16 protein-coding genes are annotated in these 17,009 nt (G+C 55.6%); 9 read left to right on the plus strand and 7 right to left on the minus strand.

Annotated features, from left to right (window positions below; genetic code table 11):
* Nucleotides 1-42 precede the first annotated feature (42 nt).
* A complete protein-coding gene (locus tag IEW06_RS04080) occupies nucleotides 43-225 on the minus strand; it encodes a C1orf53 family protein (RefSeq protein WP_187733777.1) in 183 nt (60 codons plus the stop codon).
* 129 nt (nucleotides 226-354) lie between these two features.
* Between IEW06_RS04080 and IEW06_RS04085 the strand changes: the two genes are divergently transcribed.
* A complete protein-coding gene (locus IEW06_RS04085; RefSeq protein ID WP_188547497.1) occupies nucleotides 355-1,842 on the plus strand; it encodes a DUF6056 family protein in 1,488 nt (495 codons plus the stop codon).
* A gap of 14 nt (nucleotides 1,843-1,856) precedes the next feature.
* Here IEW06_RS04085 and IEW06_RS04090 read toward each other — a convergent pair whose 3' ends face one another.
* On the minus strand, nucleotides 1,857-2,756 hold the full coding sequence (locus tag IEW06_RS04090) for an LEA/WHy family protein (RefSeq protein WP_187733774.1): 900 nt from the start codon (nucleotides 2,754-2,756) through the stop codon (nucleotides 1,857-1,859).
* Between the two features lie 202 nt (nucleotides 2,757-2,958).
* On the opposite strand from IEW06_RS04090, the gene rocD reads away from it, so the two are divergent.
* The 3 genes from rocD (at nucleotide 2,959) to hemB (ending at nucleotide 5,916) form a co-directional block, all read left to right on the plus strand.
* Complete coding sequence (gene rocD / locus IEW06_RS04095; protein ID WP_188547499.1) at nucleotides 2,959-4,203, plus strand: ornithine--oxo-acid transaminase; 1,245 nt, start codon at nucleotides 2,959-2,961, stop codon at nucleotides 4,201-4,203.
* Nucleotides 4,204-4,428: 225 nt separating this feature from the next.
* Nucleotides 4,429-4,806 carry a hypothetical protein gene (locus tag IEW06_RS04100; RefSeq protein WP_187733773.1) on the plus strand — a complete coding sequence of 126 codons (378 nt, stop codon included), beginning with the start codon at nucleotides 4,429-4,431 and terminating at the stop codon, nucleotides 4,804-4,806.
* Nucleotides 4,807-4,923: 117 nt separating this feature from the next.
* On the plus strand, nucleotides 4,924-5,916 hold the full coding sequence (gene hemB, locus IEW06_RS04105; RefSeq protein WP_187733772.1) for a porphobilinogen synthase: 993 nt from the start codon (nucleotides 4,924-4,926) through the stop codon (nucleotides 5,914-5,916).
* Between the two features lie 71 nt (nucleotides 5,917-5,987).
* Here hemB and IEW06_RS04110 read toward each other — a convergent pair whose 3' ends face one another.
* Both IEW06_RS04110 and IEW06_RS04115 read right to left on the minus strand, forming a co-directional pair.
* Nucleotides 5,988-6,539: a hypothetical protein gene (locus IEW06_RS04110; protein WP_187733771.1), complete on the minus strand. Its 552-nt coding sequence runs from the start codon at nucleotides 6,537-6,539 to the stop codon at nucleotides 5,988-5,990.
* Nucleotides 6,540-6,584: 45 nt separating this feature from the next.
* The gene (locus IEW06_RS04115) at nucleotides 6,585-7,943 is read right to left on the minus strand and encodes an APC family permease (RefSeq protein WP_188547501.1); all 1,359 of its coding nucleotides are present in this window, start codon (nucleotides 7,941-7,943) and stop codon (nucleotides 6,585-6,587) included.
* A gap of 218 nt (nucleotides 7,944-8,161) precedes the next feature.
* Here IEW06_RS04115 and IEW06_RS04120 point away from each other — a divergent pair, with 218 nt between their 5' ends.
* The gene (locus IEW06_RS04120; RefSeq protein ID WP_188547503.1) at nucleotides 8,162-8,341 is read left to right on the plus strand and encodes a hypothetical protein; all 180 of its coding nucleotides are present in this window, start codon (nucleotides 8,162-8,164) and stop codon (nucleotides 8,339-8,341) included.
* Between the two features lie 136 nt (nucleotides 8,342-8,477).
* Nucleotides 8,478-9,692 carry an amine oxidase gene (locus IEW06_RS04125; RefSeq protein WP_188547505.1) on the plus strand — a complete coding sequence of 405 codons (1,215 nt, stop codon included), beginning with the start codon at nucleotides 8,478-8,480 and terminating at the stop codon, nucleotides 9,690-9,692.
* A 40-nt stretch (nucleotides 9,693-9,732) separates the two neighbouring features.
* On the opposite strand, the gene IEW06_RS04130 is transcribed toward IEW06_RS04125, so the two are convergent.
* Together IEW06_RS04130 and IEW06_RS04135 are read right to left on the minus strand one after the other, a co-directional pair.
* Nucleotides 9,733-10,452: a hypothetical protein gene (locus IEW06_RS04130; protein WP_187733769.1), complete on the minus strand. Its 720-nt coding sequence runs from the start codon at nucleotides 10,450-10,452 to the stop codon at nucleotides 9,733-9,735.
* Nucleotides 10,453-10,606: 154 nt separating this feature from the next.
* The gene (locus tag IEW06_RS04135; RefSeq protein ID WP_188547507.1) at nucleotides 10,607-11,494 is read right to left on the minus strand and encodes an alpha/beta hydrolase; all 888 of its coding nucleotides are present in this window, start codon (nucleotides 11,492-11,494) and stop codon (nucleotides 10,607-10,609) included.
* A gap of 290 nt (nucleotides 11,495-11,784) precedes the next feature.
* On the opposite strand from IEW06_RS04135, the gene IEW06_RS04140 reads away from it, so the two are divergent.
* Together IEW06_RS04140 and IEW06_RS04145 are read left to right on the plus strand one after the other, a co-directional pair.
* Complete coding sequence (locus IEW06_RS04140) at nucleotides 11,785-12,507, plus strand: tetratricopeptide repeat protein (protein ID WP_187733768.1); 723 nt, start codon at nucleotides 11,785-11,787, stop codon at nucleotides 12,505-12,507.
* A 79-nt stretch (nucleotides 12,508-12,586) separates the two neighbouring features.
* Nucleotides 12,587-13,318: a hypothetical protein gene (locus IEW06_RS04145; RefSeq protein WP_187733767.1), complete on the plus strand. Its 732-nt coding sequence runs from the start codon at nucleotides 12,587-12,589 to the stop codon at nucleotides 13,316-13,318.
* A 91-nt stretch (nucleotides 13,319-13,409) separates the two neighbouring features.
* Here IEW06_RS04145 and IEW06_RS04150 read toward each other — a convergent pair whose 3' ends face one another.
* The gene (locus IEW06_RS04150) at nucleotides 13,410-15,878 is read right to left on the minus strand and encodes a M4 family metallopeptidase (protein ID WP_187733766.1); all 2,469 of its coding nucleotides are present in this window, start codon (nucleotides 15,876-15,878) and stop codon (nucleotides 13,410-13,412) included.
* A gap of 270 nt (nucleotides 15,879-16,148) precedes the next feature.
* Between IEW06_RS04150 and IEW06_RS04155 the strand changes: the two genes are divergently transcribed.
* The gene (locus IEW06_RS04155; RefSeq protein ID WP_187734222.1) at nucleotides 16,149-16,946 is read left to right on the plus strand and encodes an SDR family oxidoreductase; all 798 of its coding nucleotides are present in this window, start codon (nucleotides 16,149-16,151) and stop codon (nucleotides 16,944-16,946) included.
* The last annotated feature ends 63 nt before the right edge of the window (nucleotides 16,947-17,009 follow it).

A 17,009-nucleotide genomic window follows, 5' to 3' on the forward strand; every position in this document is an offset into this window, starting at 1 on the left:
AAAGTCCGACAACGTCAAACTGGCCCACTGAAAAATAGCGTGTTAGCTGCCCAAGGAGCCGCTGGGGGGCTTTTTTTTCTCACGACCAAAGCTCCACGGGCAGTGTCGGCAGCCGCTTTTGCAGCAGTGGCCCCGCCGCAGATGGTATTGCTCGGTGAACACCATATAGCCTTCAGGCGTGAAATAGAAGTCGCCGGGATGTAGGGGTTGTGGGGCTGCGGGCATGAGCTAGTGACAAGCTGAGGGGCAAAAGTACGACGGTTCGCTTGTTGTATCTTTCCCGCTTTGATTGCCGAGTTTTGCGCCAAGCATCTCGCCTGCACTACCAGCTTCAAGCAATACCAAAGCCTACGTATGGCCATCCCTTCCCGGCCCTTTTCGCACCTGCCATTGCTCGTCCTTGTACTGGTAACGGTGGCGGCAGTACTTCCTTTCCTGCTTTTGAGCTACTACAATCATCCCTTTATGGATGATTATTACAACGCCGCCAATGTGCGCGCTACCGGACTCTGGGCCCAGCAGATTGAACTGTATCTGCGCTGGACTGGCCGGTTCTCTTCTTCGCTATTTGTCACCGCGGCCAACCCGCTCGTTTACGGGTGGTACGATGGGTTTCGCTGGACTCCTGCCCTCACCTTGCTGGCCACATTGGGTACCATTTACCTGGGCTTGCGCACGCTTAGTCAGCAGCAAATACCCCGCACGCAAGCGGCGCTGGCTGCGGGCATCTTCCTGCTGTTTTATTTGCACATGATTCCTGACCCGTATTCGGCCATCTACTGGTTTACGGGGTCTATAGTCTACCATATTGCCGGGCTCACACTGCTGCTCGTGTTAATTGCCTCCGAACGTGCCCGACAGACGACTAAGGCGTGGAGCCGCGGTGGCTGGCAGGTAGCAGCTGTCATCTGCGCGATAACGGCCACAGCGGCTAATGAAATGACAATGCTGCATTTGCTACTGGGTCTGACGCTGCTGTTAGCCGTGAATGGGTACCGTCGGCAATGGCCCCAAGTGCGGTGGTGGAGCACCATATTACTGCTGACTTTGGTGGTGGCCATAATCACCGTGATAGCTCCTGGCAACTATGTGAGAATGCAGTTTGAAGGGTACGCTAAAGATCCTAACCGCGAAAACCTGGTTTGGCAGTTCCTTTCAGCTGTACCGGATACTCCGAGTGCTATGTTTCGCTTGCTGGTGCGGCGAGGCTTGGCTTTCAAGCTGCTGCTACCTACACTGCTCTGGCTGCCCACGGCCTATTATTGGCAGCAGCGCGGCTGGCTGAGCAATACTATCCGGCTGCCGTGGTACTGGGGGGCTTTTTTTATGTTGGTAAGCTACGGGCTGAGCATGCTCTTATTTATTGGCGTGATGAAGCAGATGCCGCCAGACCGTGCCATCAATGGCTTGCTGCTGTTTCTGTTTCCGGCTGGTTTGTTAGTTATCTGGGCCGGGCTGGCTTACCACGCGCGTTCGGTATCCTGGCAATTACCCAACTGGTTATTGCGCTGGGGACCAGTGGTATACATCGGGGCATTTAGCTGGATAGGCATACCTCGCCGGGCCTGGCAGGAACTACTATTCAGCGCCCCCGCGTACGACCAGCAGCTTCTGGCCCGCGAGGCACAATTACAGTCAGCTTGGTCGAAAGGCATTGAGGATGTAGTAGTTAAACCCATTATCGGGGTTAAGCCTCATCGGGTACTTATCACGGAGTGGGAGCTGACCACCGACCCCGGCCATTACATCAACTCCGAAACCGCCCTGTATTTTGATGTAAAGAGCATTGTCATCGACAAGAAGCTACTGCCCCAGGCTCACCCCGACTTTCACTACTACTAAGGCTGGGGGGCTTTTTACTTCGGAATATTCTTCAAATCCTTGAGGGTGCCGGTGCTGGAGAAGTTCATATCGACATCCTCGGGGTTTTGTTTGCCTGCCGCAAACACCACTTTACCGTCCAGTTTGTATTCTGTTTTTTCGGCTCTGAATAAGGTTTTAAAAGCCACTTTTGGCATCTTCTTGGGTTCGAATGTTACCCGAATAGGCATGATTTCGGTGCCTTTCTGGCGAAAGGAAACGTCTTTTTCTTCTACTCCACGCACATCTAAGTCGTCGCCCCCGACGCGGAAGCGGTAGTTGACGCGCTTGATGGTAACCGGGAACGGATTGTAGTTTGTAATGCGCAGGCGCACTGTGGCCTCCCCATTCTTCAAACCCATGTCGGTGATGTCCACGTCGGCGACTTCCACCTTGGGCATCTTCGGTATGTATATCTTTTTGCTGACCGTCACGGGGATGCGCTCAGGTCCTACTATGGGCAACCGTGTGTAAAGAATCGTGGTCATCTGCACGTCTACGCAGTCCTGCTGTATCTCCTTCACTTTATCAGCCACTTTGCTCAAGTCCACATTCACAGGCACTTGCAGCTTACTCATCCCCCGCGATTTCACCACGGTAGGCTTATCGTTTGAGCCGTGCGCCAGCAGCTCGCCATCCAAGCGGGTAATGTAGCTGAAGCTGTCCACGCGCATCGTGACGGGCACATTATTGCGCAGCTCTACAACCATCGTGGCTTTCAACGAATCAGGCGTGATGTTGCCCATCTGCATGGAAACATTCGACAGCGTGGGCAGCAGTTTTTTGCCTTTATCAGTTGCTATATAAGTGATGCCCAGACCTAATACCAGCAACAGCAGCAAGCCTATCACTATAGCCAGCACCGGGTGGCGGCGGGAGAAAGATAGAGAAGACATATTTAACAGAATAGGGTCGAGCTTATAGCTAAACAGTAGCAGGTATCTGATTATGAATGCATTATCAACAGTACGGTAGTGAATGCATGCATTGTTATGGTCGAGCTTTCAGAAAAAGCCCCCCAGCACCCTTCCCGGCGTTTTTGCGTAATTTCGAGTCTGGAAATTGTTCTCGCTTATACCACCCCATTCTGCTTCGCTTATGGAAACCACCCCCACCACCGCCCATCGCAGTCAGGAGTTTATGGCGCTCGAAGACCGCTACGGCGCCCACAACTATCACCCCCTGCCAGTGGTATTGAGCCGGGGTGAGGGCGTGCACCTCTGGGATGTGGAGGGCAAGCAGTATCTCGACTTTTTGTCGGCCTACTCGGCTGTAAATCAGGGTCATTGCCACCCGCGCATTATTGGGGCAATGGTAGAGCAGGCTCAGCGCCTGACACTTACTTCCCGGGCTTTTTTCAATGACCAGCTCGGCTTAGCTGAAAAGCAGCTGTGCGAGCTGTTCAACTACGACAAAGCCTTGCTGATGAACTCCGGGGCCGAGGCCGTTGAAACCGCCCTGAAGCTAGCGCGCAAATGGGGCTACCAGGAAAAGGGCATTGCGCCCAATCAGGCCCGCATTATTGTGGCCGAGCGCAACTTCCACGGCCGCACCACCGGCATCATCTCCTTCAGCACCGACCCCGACAGCACCGGCGGCTTTGGTCCCTACAATCCTGGCTACGAGGTAGTACCCTACGACGACTTGGAGGCACTGGAAGAAGCCGTGAAGGATCATCAGGTATGCGCTTTCATGGTGGAGCCCATTCAGGGTGAGGCCGGCGTAGTGGTGCCGTCTGAGGGATATCTGGCCAAGGCGCAAGCGCTGTGCAAAGCCCATAATGTCCTGTTCATTGCCGACGAAATTCAGACCGGCCTGGGTCGCACGGGCGAGTGGCTGGCCAGTTACGCCGAAGGTGTGCACGCCGATATTCTGATTTTGGGCAAAGCCTTATCGGGCGGTGCCATGCCTGTGTCGGCGGTGCTGGCGCAGGATGCGGTGATGCTCACGATTCAGCCGGGGCAGCACGGCTCCACTTTTGGCGGCAACCCGCTGGCCTGCGCTGTCATGCGCGCTTCTCTGGATGTAATCAAAGATGAAAACCTGGTGGAAAATGCGCGCGCGCTGGGCGAGATATTCCGGGAGCGGATGCGCCAGGTACAGCAAAAGCGCCCCGACGTGGTAGAGCTGGTACGAGGCAAAGGATTGCTTAATGCCGTGATTATCAAGCCCACCGATGATGGGCGCACCGCCTGGGATGTGTGCGTGACACTGATGGAGCGCGGCCTGCTGGCCAAGCCCACCCACGGCGACATCATCCGGTTTGCCCCCCCGCTGGTTATCACCGAGGAGCAGCTGCACGAAGCCTGCGACATCATCGAATCGGTGCTGCTGGCCTTCTAAATCATTCTTTCGGCTCTCTGTAAGCGGACTTCCCAAGGCTGGGAAGTCCGCTTATTTTTTCATCTTCGACCCATGCGTTTGAGACTTTGGCACCTCTGGGGGGCTTTTTTGTTGTTACCGTTTGTCGGCTGCCGGAGCGGGAAGGCAGCTTTTACCTTTCACCCGCCCACCACGCAAACAGAGCCTGCAGCCTACGTCAGTGTACTATCAGACAGTACTTCCGCTGTGACAACGGCAGCCAGCAAAACCAGAGCGGCACATGCGCTGAAAGTCGTAGCATCTGCTTCCCGCCAGACCAAACACTTGACGCCCAAGCCGGTCAAGGCCAAGAGCCTGGCGCAAACGGCGTTACCGATTGGGCAGTTCAAGAAGAAGCCTTCAGCGGCGTTGGCGTATCAAACTGCGACTGACCGAAAAGCCTTGAACCTTGTGCTGGGTGGGATATTGGTAGTTGGCGGTGTGGTAACGGGTTTGCTGCTGGGCGGCTGGCTGGGCCTGGGCGTTGGGGCGCTGATTGTATTGCTGGGATATTACTTCTTGATCCTAGGTATGGGCGGACCACATGCCTGGACAGAAATCTTTCAGGAGTTTTTCAATCTTTAAGCCAAGCGTCCGCTTGCTTTTCCATCTTCAATAAGAAAGCCCAACCGGATTCGGGCGCGGCCGCAACCTTACCTTTGCGCGAGTTGTTCTACCTCGTCCTATTACTAAAAACAACCTATGGCGCTTATTCCCACGCACCGCCCCCGGCGCAACCGCAAGTCTGAAGTCATTCGCAATATGGTGCAGGAAACCAACCTCACCACCCACGATTTTATCTATCCTATTTTCCTCACCGAAGGCCAGAACCAACTGGTAGAGGTGAAATCCATGCCGGGCATTTTCCGCTACTCCGCCGACCGTATCATCGACGAGATTGGCGCCTGTGTAGAGCTTGGCATTAAATCTTTCGCGCCGTTTCCCCAGATCAACGAGGAGCTAAAAGACCGCTTGGCCCGCGAAAGCGCTAACCCTGAAGGCCTTTACCTGCGCACGGTAGCGGAAATTAAGCGCCATTTCCCGGAAGTGGTACTTATGACTGATGTGGCCATGGACCCGTACAGCTCCGATGGCCACGACGGCATTGTGGATGCCGAAAGTGGTGAGATTATGAATGATGCCTCGCTGGAAGTGTTGGGCCAAATGGCGCTGGCTCAGGCCCGGGCCGGCGCCGACATCATCGGTCCATCGGATATGATGGATGGCCGCGTGGCCTTCATCCGCGATGTGCTCGACCGCAACGCATTCTCGCATGTGAGCATTATGAGCTACACGGCTAAGTACGCCTCGGCTTTCTACGGCCCCTTCCGCGATGCTTTGGGCTCGGCGCCCAAAAAAGGCGATAAAAAAACTTATCAGATGAACCCCGCCAACCGCCGCGAAGCCCTGCGCGAGCTGGCCCTCGACGAGCAGGAAAGCGCTGATATGGTGATGATTAAGCCTGCCCTGAGCTACCTCGATATCATCCGGGAAGTGCGCAATGCCACCACCTTGCCCGTTACGGCTTACAACGTATCGGGGGAGTACGCTATGGTGAAAGCCGCGGCCCAAAACGGTTGGGTCGATGGTGAGCGGACGATGATGGAAGTTCTGCTCAGCATCAAGCGCGCCGGCGCCGACGCCATCCTGACCTACTTCGCCAAGGAAGCAGCGCAGGTGCTACGGCGCGGCTAATGTATTCTCAACTAATGCAAAAAAGCCCCCCAGACTTGGTCTGGGGGGCTTTTTATGTAAAATTATAAGATCTATTCAGCGCTGAAGTCACTTAAAGCAGCCAACTCACTTTGGATAGTGGCTTCCCATTCTATTTGCTTGTCCGGTAATGTGCCGTAGTTGGTTTGCTCACCATAGGCAATTCGGCGCTTGGCGGCTTCAACCGTCAATTTATCTTCCTCGGCTTTCAGCTTTTGGTTGCCGACCATAAGCGAACGAAACGCACTAACTCGAACTGTCTGACGCAACCGACGGATATACACCTCCTGAATATCGAACAAAGTTTGTTCAAAGCGCAGGAAATCAGTCACGTTGCCAGTCGTATCAATGCTGGAGGCCGAGCATAGCAGCATATTTCGAACTAGCTGATTATTGCCTCGCTTTCCCATAAACTGGGTAGGATGACCATTGTAATCGTACTGGTATTGAGCCTGACCACCGGTACCAGGCTTGGCAATGATATGAAAGTCGGAGGCTTGGAGGCGGCGGGTGGAACTCCATAGCAATCGGTCGGGCGCGAGTGCTTGCCCGTATGTGGCGGAGGCGGCTAACGATAAAGTAAAAAACAGGATAAAAAGCTTCATGTGCGGCAAAGCGTGGCGTGGTTATCTACGCTTAGTCGGGGTTATTTACTGCTCAAACGGCCACCTTCCTAAGCGCCGACTCCAGAGCAAAAACACGACCACACCGGCCCCAATCACCGTCAGGCCCGAAAGCATAAACGCCGGGCCGGTGCTCCAGAAAATCAGCAGCCAAACGGCTATGGCCAACAACACCGGCAAGGGATACAAGGGCATTCGGAAAGGCAGATGAGCCGTGCCCCGGCGCCGGCGAAGCAGCATCAGGCCCACTCCTTGCCCCACAAATTGGATCAGAATACGCATGGCCAGTATGGCTGTGATGACCTCGCCCAGCCGAAACAACAGGCTAAACACGAAGCCTACGCCGCCCAGTATCAGCAAGGAGACGTGCGGGAACTGCTTGGTAGGGTGAACTTTGGCAAACAATGGCAGAAACTCGCCATCGGCGGCGGCGGCATACGGGATGCGGGAGTAACCCAGCAGCACGGCAAACAACGACGCAAACGCCACCCACAGCACCAAGGCCGTAGCCAGCTTGGCGGCGGTGCTGCCATAAATCGTTTCGACGAAGGTGCTCACGATGAACTCGGAGTGCTGGGCCTGCTGCCAGGGAATGACCGTGCCCACGCTCCAGTTCAGAAGCAGGTACAAGGCCGCTATTCCTAAGATGCTCAGGAAGATGCTGCGCGGAATAACGCGCTCCGGATTGCGGATTTCGCCCCCCAGATGACACACGTTGTAGTAGCCCAGGTAGCTGTAGATGGTTTTGACCGCTGCCTGTCCCAAAGCCACCGAAAACAGCAAGCCCGGCACGTCCGAAATGCCCCCCATGGGGAGCCAGGCCACGTTATGGGTTGAGTGCGTGACGCCCCCAAATATCAGCCAGCCCATGAGGCCCAGCACGCCTACCCACAGCAGCACGCCCAGCCGTCCAATATCATCAATGCGGCGGTAGAGCAGCACAATGAGCGCCAGCACCACCACCCCGCTCACCAGCTTGGGCTGCCACCATTCGGTGAGCGGCACCAGATAGCCGAAGTATTGGGCAAAGCCGATAGCCCCCGACGCCACCACCAGCGGCGCCTGCACCAGCGTTTGCCACACATACAAAAACGACATCAGTCGGCCCCACTTAGCCTCGCCATAAGCCAGCTTGAGAAAGCGGTAGCTGCCCCCGGCCTCAGGGTAGGCGGCGCCCAGCTCGGCCCACACCATGCCATCGACCACTGCCAAAGCCGCGCCCACCATCCAGGCCAGCAGGAAGTAAGGCCCCATCAGGTGCATGACCAGCGGCAGCACCACGAACGGCCCAATGCCCACCATATCAATCATGTTCAGGGCGGTGGCTTGCACCAGTCCTAAGTCGCGACGAAGAGTAGGCGGCTTTGCTGAGTCGAGTTGAGGCATAGGTTGGAAGTAAGCAGTCGGGACCAGAAATAAGGTGGCCAGCGCCGTAAAAGTCGGAGAAAAGCAGAATGTTCAGCCAATAGTTGCGCTTACTACGGTTTCAGGCGTCTGGGGGGCTTTTTAAACCAGCGGACAGGCTGCTGCCCGCCTACGTGCTGGCTGCTATAAACGCTGCTCCTCTTCTTCTTACCAACCTCTGCGCCTTAGTCTGCGTAGCTGTGAACTTATTTGTCTTTTGCTTTCCTGTGGGCAACAACGCTGAATCGAAAACTGCCACCGCGGAATTCGTGGCGGCCTCCTTCACCGGCAGCCCGGCAATGCTGGCGGCGGGCATAGTCGCTTTGGTCGGCAACTGCGGAGGCGAGAAAAGCTTTTGGGCAACTCCAGGAGAGCATTAAGGCAAAGCACCCTGATTTTAAGCAAAGTTTTATTGAGGCTAAATCTATTACCGACGTTGCTCACAAAGCATCGGTTTAAGTGGTGGCTCGGGTAACAAAAAGCCCCCACTTGCCTCGTCCTAACCACTAGGCACCTATGCACCACTTACACAAAAATGCCCCCCAGAACCCATTTCAATCGTTCTGGATGGGTGGCTATGAATGCACTGACCAGCTTAACGCTTTCGGGCACCGCGTTGATTTCCTGCATCTTACCGGTCACTTTCAGAAGCTGGATGAAGATTATCAGGCGCTGAATCCATTCGGCATTCGCACGGTGCGGGAAGGTATCCGGTGGAGCCAGGTAGAGCGCACGCCCTACCACTATGACTGGAGCACGGTGGCCTCGATGCTGGCTACCGGGCAGCGCCACGGCGTGCAACAGGTGTGGGACCTCTGCCACTTCGGCTACCCCGACGATCTGACGCCTCTGCACCCCATGTTTGCCCGGCGCTTCGCGGCGCTGTGTCGTGCCTTTGTGGAGTTTTACCGCAGCCATAGACCTGATGATGTGCTCATCGTGACGCCCATCAACGAGGTCAGCTTTATGTCGTGGTTGGGCGGTGATGTGCGTGGTACGTCTCCGTATTGCGTGGGTCAGGGCTGGGAAGTTAAGCGGGGGCTGATGCGGGCCTACATCGAAGGCACGGCGGCCCTGCGCGAGGCAGACCCTGGCATTCGTATTCTCACCACGGAGCCCATGATTAATGTGGTACCCCGCCTCGGTGCCAACCGCACGGAGCGAAACCGGACCACTGAGTTTACTATCAATCAGTTTCAGTCGGTAGATATGCTGGCGGGCAGGCTGTGCCCGGAGCTGGGTGGCTCCCCCGATTTTCTGGATATTCTCGGCTTTAACTTTTACTACGACAACCAATGGCAGCTGGAACCGCACCAAACACTTGGGTGGAACGATTCGCCGCTTGACCCGCGCTGGAAGCCGCTAAGTGCGCTGCTGCAAATGGCCTACCAGCGCTACCAGCGCCCTGTAGTACTCACCGAAACCAGTCATCCCGGCATCGACCGGCCACTCTGGATGCAGCATATTGCTCGGGAGTGCGCCATAGCTTTGCGTCAGGGGGTGCCTTTGTGGGGCGTTTGCCTCTACCCTATCATCGACCGGCCCGACTGGGATTTTCAGGACAACTGGCATCAGTCTGGCCTTTGGGATGCGGAGCTACTGCCCGATGGGCCACCCCAGCGGGTACTCTATGAACCTTACGCGGAGGAGCTACTGCGGGCACAGGCCCATATTGCAGAGGTGCTGGCTTCGGCTGAATATGCCCAAAAACCGCAACGCGTCATGGCCTAGGCCCACAACATTTAGTAAGCAGATGTTTGCCTAAGGCCGGTTACTGGTTTTCCAATAAGCCGCTGATGTGCTGATCAGCAATGCCCGCTATCAGGTTGGCATCTTTACAGATGAGCTTCCGCTGAATAACGGCCGTGATGGTTTCCAGGTCTTCCTGCTGCTTTAGCCGATCCGTGAGGGCTAGAATGCGGTGCAAAGAATCAGTGCTAGCGGCATAGATAGCATTCCACATGCTCGCCAGCGCGGCACCCTCGCGGCCTATCACCCGGCGCAGATCAAGGAGGCGGATGATGAGGGCCGACATTCTGCTCAGTACATCGCGCTCAGTAGGCGAAAACGTGCGGGGCCGGCGGCCTACCACACATAAGTTTCCCAGGTTTTGCCCGTTGGCGCCCTTGAGAGCGGTGGCGGCATAAAACCGGAAGTTGAGGGCGCGAGTCACGAATGGGTTGGCCAGTTCCAGAGGCTTGGGGGCCATTTCTTCGAGTAAAGCGGTTTCGCTCCGTCGTATGGCCACGGTGCCGAAGTCCTCTTCTCCACTGGCATCCCAGCCAAATGCCTCATAAGTAGCCGCTTGCTCCTCCGTTTCAGCCGCAGCGAATGATACCAGCACTACCGGCACATCGAATAAGGCGGCCGTCAGACAAACTAAATCATCAAGTAAGTTCTCAGGTAGAGTACGTAGAAGCGTGTAGCGGCTCAAAATCCGCATCCGGTTCAATTCCCCAGATGAGGCAAGCACCTGTTCCTTATTTTTCATCTACCTGATTTATAACGATAAAGAGGCTTATAGCATCTTAAAAATCTGGAAATACCCCTTTACGTTACTGCTTAATTTTTAATTACTTTCCAGCTAATTTTTTTATGACTTTTTTTAAGTCGGACTAAAAGCCAGCGCTCTTACCTAACCTCATTTATCGGCTGGATTTGCTTATAAACGGCAGCAACTGCCGATAAATTACGTTGTGCTGCCAATACAGTTGTAACACCATAGGAATGTGCTGTTTACCAGGAAGCACCATAAATTGAGGCGACACGCCAAGCTCCTTCAGGCGACTCCTGAACTTCTGGCTGCTGCTCGCAATGGACGGGTAGGTTTTGCCCCCCACAAATGTGAGGAAGGGCGGGCTGGCCGCCGTGAGATGATACAGCGCTGATACTGCTTTCCAGCCCTGTGGGTCGCGGCCAAAGGCGGTGAGGTACTGCTCGTCACCGGCATATTGCTTCTTGAGTAGATAGTCGTACATATCGAGGCCGGCAGGGTCGTCGAGGATGACGCCACGCACGGAATTTTGGAGCAAACCCAGCCGGGAAAAGTAGTGGTTGTCAGTGGCAATCAGGGCTGCTAACCCAGCCCCGGCTGAGTGTCCCATGAGAAAAATACGCTGGGGGTCGCCGCCGTACTCTGCAATGTGCTGCTGGGTCCAGTGCACGGCGCGGGCGCAGTCTTCGGCCATAGCCGGCACCTGCACATCGGGCGAAAGGCGGTAGTTGATAATGACGGCTACTACGCCCTGCTTGGCCAGCCGCCGCCCGATGAAGGTGTAAATATTCTTGCTGCCGCTGTCCCAGTTGCCGCCGTGAATAAAGACGACTACCGGATGGCTGGCCGCTGCCTTACGCCGCGGGGTATACACGTCGAGGCGGTGGCGCTCGGCACTGAAGTCAGTAGCAGTGGCGGCTACATAAGCAATATCCTGGGTGCGGCGGCTGGGACGAGCCACGGCGTATTCGTTGGTGCCAACTATCAAGAGCAGCAACACAAGCAGGGCTGGCAGCGCCAGCAAGCGGGAAACAGACATCGGAAGGGAATATGTAGCGGGCACTTCTGTAGCAGAATACTTGCTGATCAGCCCGCATATACTCGTGGAGCTGCCAACTGGTTTGTCGGCGTGTGTCGGGCCTTCAAAAAAGCCCCCCAGACAGTATCATAGCTCTACCAACGTGTACTAACCTCAGTTTGCATCTCCCGTCAGCAACCTCAGCATGCATAGACTATCCTTGGGCTGAGGGCGTTATATTTGTACGAAAGCTCAACTGGCAGCTTGATGCTGGGGGGCAATTTTAAGCGTTTCTCTATCTACCCTGTTGCATGAAAAATATTCTGGTGCTGGCGGCGCTGCTGGCTTTTGGTGCCACGCCTACTTTGGCACAGCGCAAAAACAAAAAGGAAAAAGCTTCGGCCGCCACGGCTTCCATTAGCAAGGCTAACCGCCTGCTGCCGTTGTTTGGTGGCATCACCACGGCCCAGGCCGAGCAGGTAGTCGGGCCGAATTTCCTGGCTGATATCGACCGCAACTTCCCTTCGCGCGCCGAGGCCAGCAAGTTTTTCTCCACCAAAGGCTATGAGTACTTAAGCGAAAACCAGCCTGACACGGCTATGTACCGCTTCAACCTGGCGTGGCTGCTCGATCAGAAAAACGCCGATGCCTACCGCGGTTTGGGCGTGGTGGCCAGCCGCAACCCAACGCCCGATGAGTCGATTAAGCTGCTCACACAAGCCTTGGCAATTAACCCCACCGATGGTAACACGCTCAGCGACTTAGGCGCCAGCTACCTGATTCGCTATGAGCAATCCAAAAAGAAAAAAGACCTGAATACTGGCATGGAATTCCTGCAAAAAGCCATCACTGCTGACCCAAACAATGGGGTGGCGTGGCAGCAGATGGCGCGGGGCTATTATTTCCAGGAAGACTATACCAAGGCCTGGGAGGCGGTTCACAAGGGCCAGAGCCTAAATATGGCCAGCTTCGACTTCGGCTTTATTGGCGAGCTGTTGGCCAAGCAACCCGACCCCACAGGCAAGTTCAAATAAAGCAGGGGCAAACGACGTTAGGCAACGAACTGGTAGTTAACCGCGTAAGTGGCGGCTACTTTCAACTAAGTCTTTGCCTGTGAAACTTCGTTTGCTTCTACTCAGCTCTTTGCTGTTCTGGTCTTTAGCTTCTTCTTACACCGCCGCTGCTCAGGGGCCCGGCCAACGCCAGCGCTATTTTAGCAACCAAGCTCGTCCTTATTATCGTGGTCCATTCCGTGTGACGGTGGGCGGAGGCGTGGCCCTCTACACCGGCGACCTAGGTAAATGGTCGCAAAACCTGCCGGGGCCGAGCATCAGCTTGGGCGGCCTGTATCTGCTGCGTCCGCGCCTGCAAGTCGGGGGCGAGGTGTCGTACTTTCAGATTGGAGCCACCGACCAGCTGCCCGAGCGTAATCTGGCTTTCCGGGGCCGCAACGGGGCGCTGACCACTTTTCTGCGCTACGAGCTGTTAGGCGACGAGTCGCAGTTTGCCGCTCCCCGTGGCCCGGCGGCCATTATTAAGCCGTATGTGAAAGCCGGTTTAGGGCTGGCGATGTATAATCCGAAGACCTACATTGGCAGCGGCCGCCCCGTAAACAACCAGGTGTATCTGGCCCCCGAAAGCACCGGCTACCCCAACATAGCCGTGATTGCGCCCGTGGGCGTCGGCCTTACGTTCCGCCTTTCCCGCGACTTCAGCGCTACTGCCGAGGCCGTTTACAACTTCACCAGCACCGACAACCTGGATGATGTCAGCCTGCGCGGCAACACCAAAAAGAATGATGGCTACGGCACCGTGGAGCTGAAGATTGAGTACTCCATTAAGTAGGATAGCCTAAAAAAAGCCCCCAGAACTACAAAAGGCCCGTCGTGCGACGGGCCTTTTGTAGTTCTGGGGGCTTTTTGCCCTGTTCCAAAGCTTATTGCTTCACAAAACGCTGGCGGAAGGTTTTCTGCCCGTCGCTGACGCTGAGCATGTACATGCCTTTGGCTAGATGCGTCACGTTCAGCTCGCCGTTGCTGGTAAGTTGAGTGCCCTTGATGCTCCGGCCCTGCATATCTGCCACCTGCACCGATACGGCTGAGGCGTTATTTGGCAAGGTCACGCGCAGCACATCGGTAGCCGGATTCGGATAGATACCGACTTCAGTGCCTACCAGATTGTCGCTGCCGAGCGTGGCGCTGCTGCTTACATTGCTGCTGGCTACTACGTTGCTGGTGAGGGCGGCGCCGCCCGTCACGTTGATGGTGTAGTCTTCTACTTCGCCATATGTAAAGCTGCTGCAGCTAGTTTGAGCCGCGTCGCTCAGCGAAACCCGCATGCGGGTGCTGCCGCTACGGGCCGTGGTGGGCACCGTGAAAGTGGCGCTGAGGGTAGCCGCGCTGGCGGAAGTACCACTCACTACTGTTTCACCGGCATCTATAAAGTCACCGTCCTTGTTCCAGTCGATATACACTTTCCAGTATTCGGTGTACGCCGTAGAAGCGAAACCTGCGCTAAAGCGGATGGTTTGCGAAGAGCCCGCTGCTACGCTGGTGCTTAGGGCCGTGCCATTGTAATATCCACCGGTTTCTTTGGCGGAAGTACGGTTGATGGTACCCAAGTTGACCAAATCAATCCACTCGTATGCGTTGTTTGTGCCATTAGAAGCGCAATACGTTACGCCGGTGGTTGGGGGCGGAGTAGTGCCGCCGCTGTACGCAGCGCCTACACCCACCGCATACCAAGCATTGGTGGTCGCAATTACCTGGGCCGAGCCTGCTCCATACAAGTCAGTAGCCGACTGAATAGAATAGGTACGAGCCGCTGCGTAGTTGCTTGATGCCGTGAGGTATACGCTCTCCGTACGATACGCGATTTTGGCCGCCGCATCAATACCGATACCCGTTACGCTGAAGCTGCTGCCTATGTCATTGGTGCCGCTGCCGCCCACGACCAACCGATAAAACCAGTGGTTAAGCACGCCGCTATTGGTGTGTACGCCGCCGTTGTCGCCGCTGCCGGCGTACCAATAAGTGCCTTTATAAGTGTCGGGCTGACTTTCGGCGTTGGGGTTACTCATCGAGCGCAGTGAAGGCCGCACTTTGTCGATATCCTCCCCGATGAGCCAAGTGGCTTTATTAGGGTCTTTGTAATACTCCACGGCCGCTCCCCAGATGTCGGAGAAGCCCTCGTTCAGCGCACCCGACTCGTACGAATACGTGAGATTAGCAGTGCTGGAGCATATAGCGTGGCCGATTTCGTGGGCCGCAACGTCGAGCGAGGTCAATGGGTCGAAGCGAGTGTAGCCGTCGCCATAGGTCATTACCGAGCCATTCCAGTAGGCATTCTCATAGCCTTTGCCGTCGCCGGGGGTGTCGTCGAAGTGAACGTAGCTCTTGATTTTGGCGCCCGCATTGTTGTAGCTGTTTCGGGCGTGAATGTTCTTGAAGTAGTCGTAGGTGCTTTGGGCGCCATAGTGCGCATCGAGTGCCGCGTTGTCGAGGTTGGCGTTGGCGTACTCCGTCCAGCTATTGTCTAAATCCGTGAAGTCGACGGCGGTGGTATAGCTGTTTCCCTTCCGGCAGTTATACGTTTCGATGCCGGAGCCGCGGGTTAGCTCGCGCAGGCGGTAGCTGCCGTTGATGCTTTCCGTAGCGCCAGTTTTGGTGCCGCTGTAGCGGGTGGCAAAAGTACCAGTGGCTGCCGCGTGCTTGATAATAGCATCCTTCGCTACAATGTCGCCCGTTTCGGCATCTACATAAATGTAGGCCCGACTTACGGGCTGCTGGGAATAGATATTGAACTTCCAGGCCAGCGTAGGCTGCCCAAACTCCGGACTTCCCGGCTCAGCTTGGGTGTTAGTTACAATAACCAATTCGCCCTCCGGCTTGTAGCTGGCGCGCGGGTTGTTTTCGTGCTCTTTTAGGGTAGCCTCTTCACCGGCATCTTCCCACATATACTTTTTGCCCCCCACAAAGCGGAGCGCCCGCTGTAAGGCGGCTTGCTCATTCAACGCAGGTGCTGTCTTCACATTCTGCACGCGCTCAAAGCTGCCGCTCATGCTTTCCACCGTGCCCTGGCGGGCGTGTACGGTGTACGCGGCATGCTCAACTCTGATACCCTTGTAGTACTGCTCGAACTTTTCGTGCACGAAACCCATTGGGTCCGTTTCGATTTTGGCGCTCTGAAACTGGTCGTCGGCCGTCAATTCTAGCTGTTCGGCCAGCGCCTTACGGGCTTCGCTCATCTGGTACGATTTACCTTCCAGCCGAAACTGGATAAGCGTAGGCATGCCTTTTTCGCCTACTTCCTTGTGCTTCACGCGAGTCAAATCCTGACCTTGTGCGTAAGCGGAAGAAATGCCCCCCAGCAATAGCAGAGCGGCAATAGAGTATTTATTAACCATTTAAAAGGAGTTTGGTGATGGAAAAGGAACGGAGTACAGCCGACTGCAATCGGCTTATGCCTCAAATTACGATTTTGCCCACTCCTTTACCACCCAACAACCCCCGAAATGTGACGTGGCTATATAGAGAATGAAAAGTGATTTTTGCAACTAAAAAGTCTCTTCTGCCACCATCTGACCACTGTTGCTGCTTGCATGCAGCCTAAAGAATCGCTCATTTGTGACTTCTGGTCCATTCAGTTTCTCTCCTACAATCCTGCTATAATCAAAATGTCTACTCCCAATCCTTCAACTTTCAATAACCGCTGGCGCTTAACGGGCCAGGTTGCTCTTGTTACGGGTGCCTCCAAAGGCATCGGCGCGGCGGCGGCCGAAGAGCTGCTGAGCTTTGGCGCTACGGTGGTAGCCGTAGCCCGCAACCCCGACGATTTGAACACGCAAGTAGCTGAATGGCAGTCACGTGGCCTCGACGCGCACGCTATAGCAGCCGACGTAAGCACAGCGGCCGCGCGGGCGGCGCTTCTGGCCGAAGTGGGGCAGCGGTGGCCCCAGCTGCATATTCTGGTCAATAATGTGGGCACCAACATCCGCAAGCGCACGGCCGAGTACACGCCCGAAGAATACCAGCACATTATGGCTACCAACCTCGAATCTGTGTTTGGGATGTGTCAAGGGGCTTTTTCTCTACTGCAAGCCGCCGGCAAGGCCAGCATTGTAAATGTTTCATCAGTGGCGGGATTGATGCATGTGCGCACCGGCTCTATCTATGGCATGACGAAGGCGGCCATTCTCCAGCTTACCCGCAACCTGGCGGTAGAATGGGCCGCCGATGGGATTCGCGTGAATGCCATTGCCCCGTGGTACATCCGCACGCCGCTAGTGGCCGGGGTACTCAGCGACGACGAATTTCTGCAGCAGGTATTGTCCCGCACTCCCATGAAGCGCATCGGCGATCCGGAAGAAGTGGGGGCCGCCGTGGCGTTTCTGTGCTTGCCCGCCGCCAGCTATGTCACCGGACAATGCCTGAGCGTAGATGGTGGCTTTGCAGTGAATGGATTTAGCTTTTGAAACCGGTTTTATAACAGGAACGGCCGGGTTGATAGCTGCATAACTACCAACCCGGCCGTTCCT

The sequence above is a fragment of the Hymenobacter qilianensis genome, assembly GCF_014638675.1.
Classification (GTDB): Bacteria; Bacteroidota; Bacteroidia; order Cytophagales; family Hymenobacteraceae; genus Hymenobacter; species Hymenobacter qilianensis.

Excerpts from the sequence above, each read along its gene's own strand:
- IEW06_RS04080 (WP_187733777.1), bottom strand. The coding sequence starts at position 225 with ATGCCCGCAGCCCCACAACCCCTACATCCCGGCGACTTCTATTTCACG.
- IEW06_RS04085 (WP_188547497.1), top strand. The coding sequence starts at position 355 with ATGGCCATCCCTTCCCGGCCCTTTTCGCACCTGCCATTGCTCGTCCTT.
- IEW06_RS04090 (WP_187733774.1), bottom strand. The coding sequence starts at position 2,756 with ATGTCTTCTCTATCTTTCTCCCGCCGCCACCCGGTGCTGGCTATAGTG.
- rocD (WP_188547499.1), top strand. The coding sequence starts at position 2,959 with ATGGAAACCACCCCCACCACCGCCCATCGCAGTCAGGAGTTTATGGCG.
- hemB (WP_187733772.1), top strand. The coding sequence starts at position 4,924 with ATGGCGCTTATTCCCACGCACCGCCCCCGGCGCAACCGCAAGTCTGAA.
- IEW06_RS04110 (WP_187733771.1), bottom strand. The coding sequence starts at position 6,539 with ATGAAGCTTTTTATCCTGTTTTTTACTTTATCGTTAGCCGCCTCCGCC.
- IEW06_RS04115 (WP_188547501.1), bottom strand. The coding sequence starts at position 7,943 with ATGCCTCAACTCGACTCAGCAAAGCCGCCTACTCTTCGTCGCGACTTA.
- IEW06_RS04125 (WP_188547505.1), top strand. The coding sequence starts at position 8,478 with ATGCACCACTTACACAAAAATGCCCCCCAGAACCCATTTCAATCGTTC.
- IEW06_RS04130 (WP_187733769.1), bottom strand. The coding sequence starts at position 10,452 with ATGAAAAATAAGGAACAGGTGCTTGCCTCATCTGGGGAATTGAACCGG.
- IEW06_RS04135 (WP_188547507.1), bottom strand. The coding sequence starts at position 11,494 with ATGTCTGTTTCCCGCTTGCTGGCGCTGCCAGCCCTGCTTGTGTTGCTG.
- IEW06_RS04140 (WP_187733768.1), top strand. The coding sequence starts at position 11,785 with ATGAAAAATATTCTGGTGCTGGCGGCGCTGCTGGCTTTTGGTGCCACG.
- IEW06_RS04150 (WP_187733766.1), bottom strand. The coding sequence starts at position 15,878 with ATGGTTAATAAATACTCTATTGCCGCTCTGCTATTGCTGGGGGGCATT.
- IEW06_RS04155 (WP_187734222.1), top strand. The coding sequence starts at position 16,149 with ATGTCTACTCCCAATCCTTCAACTTTCAATAACCGCTGGCGCTTAACG.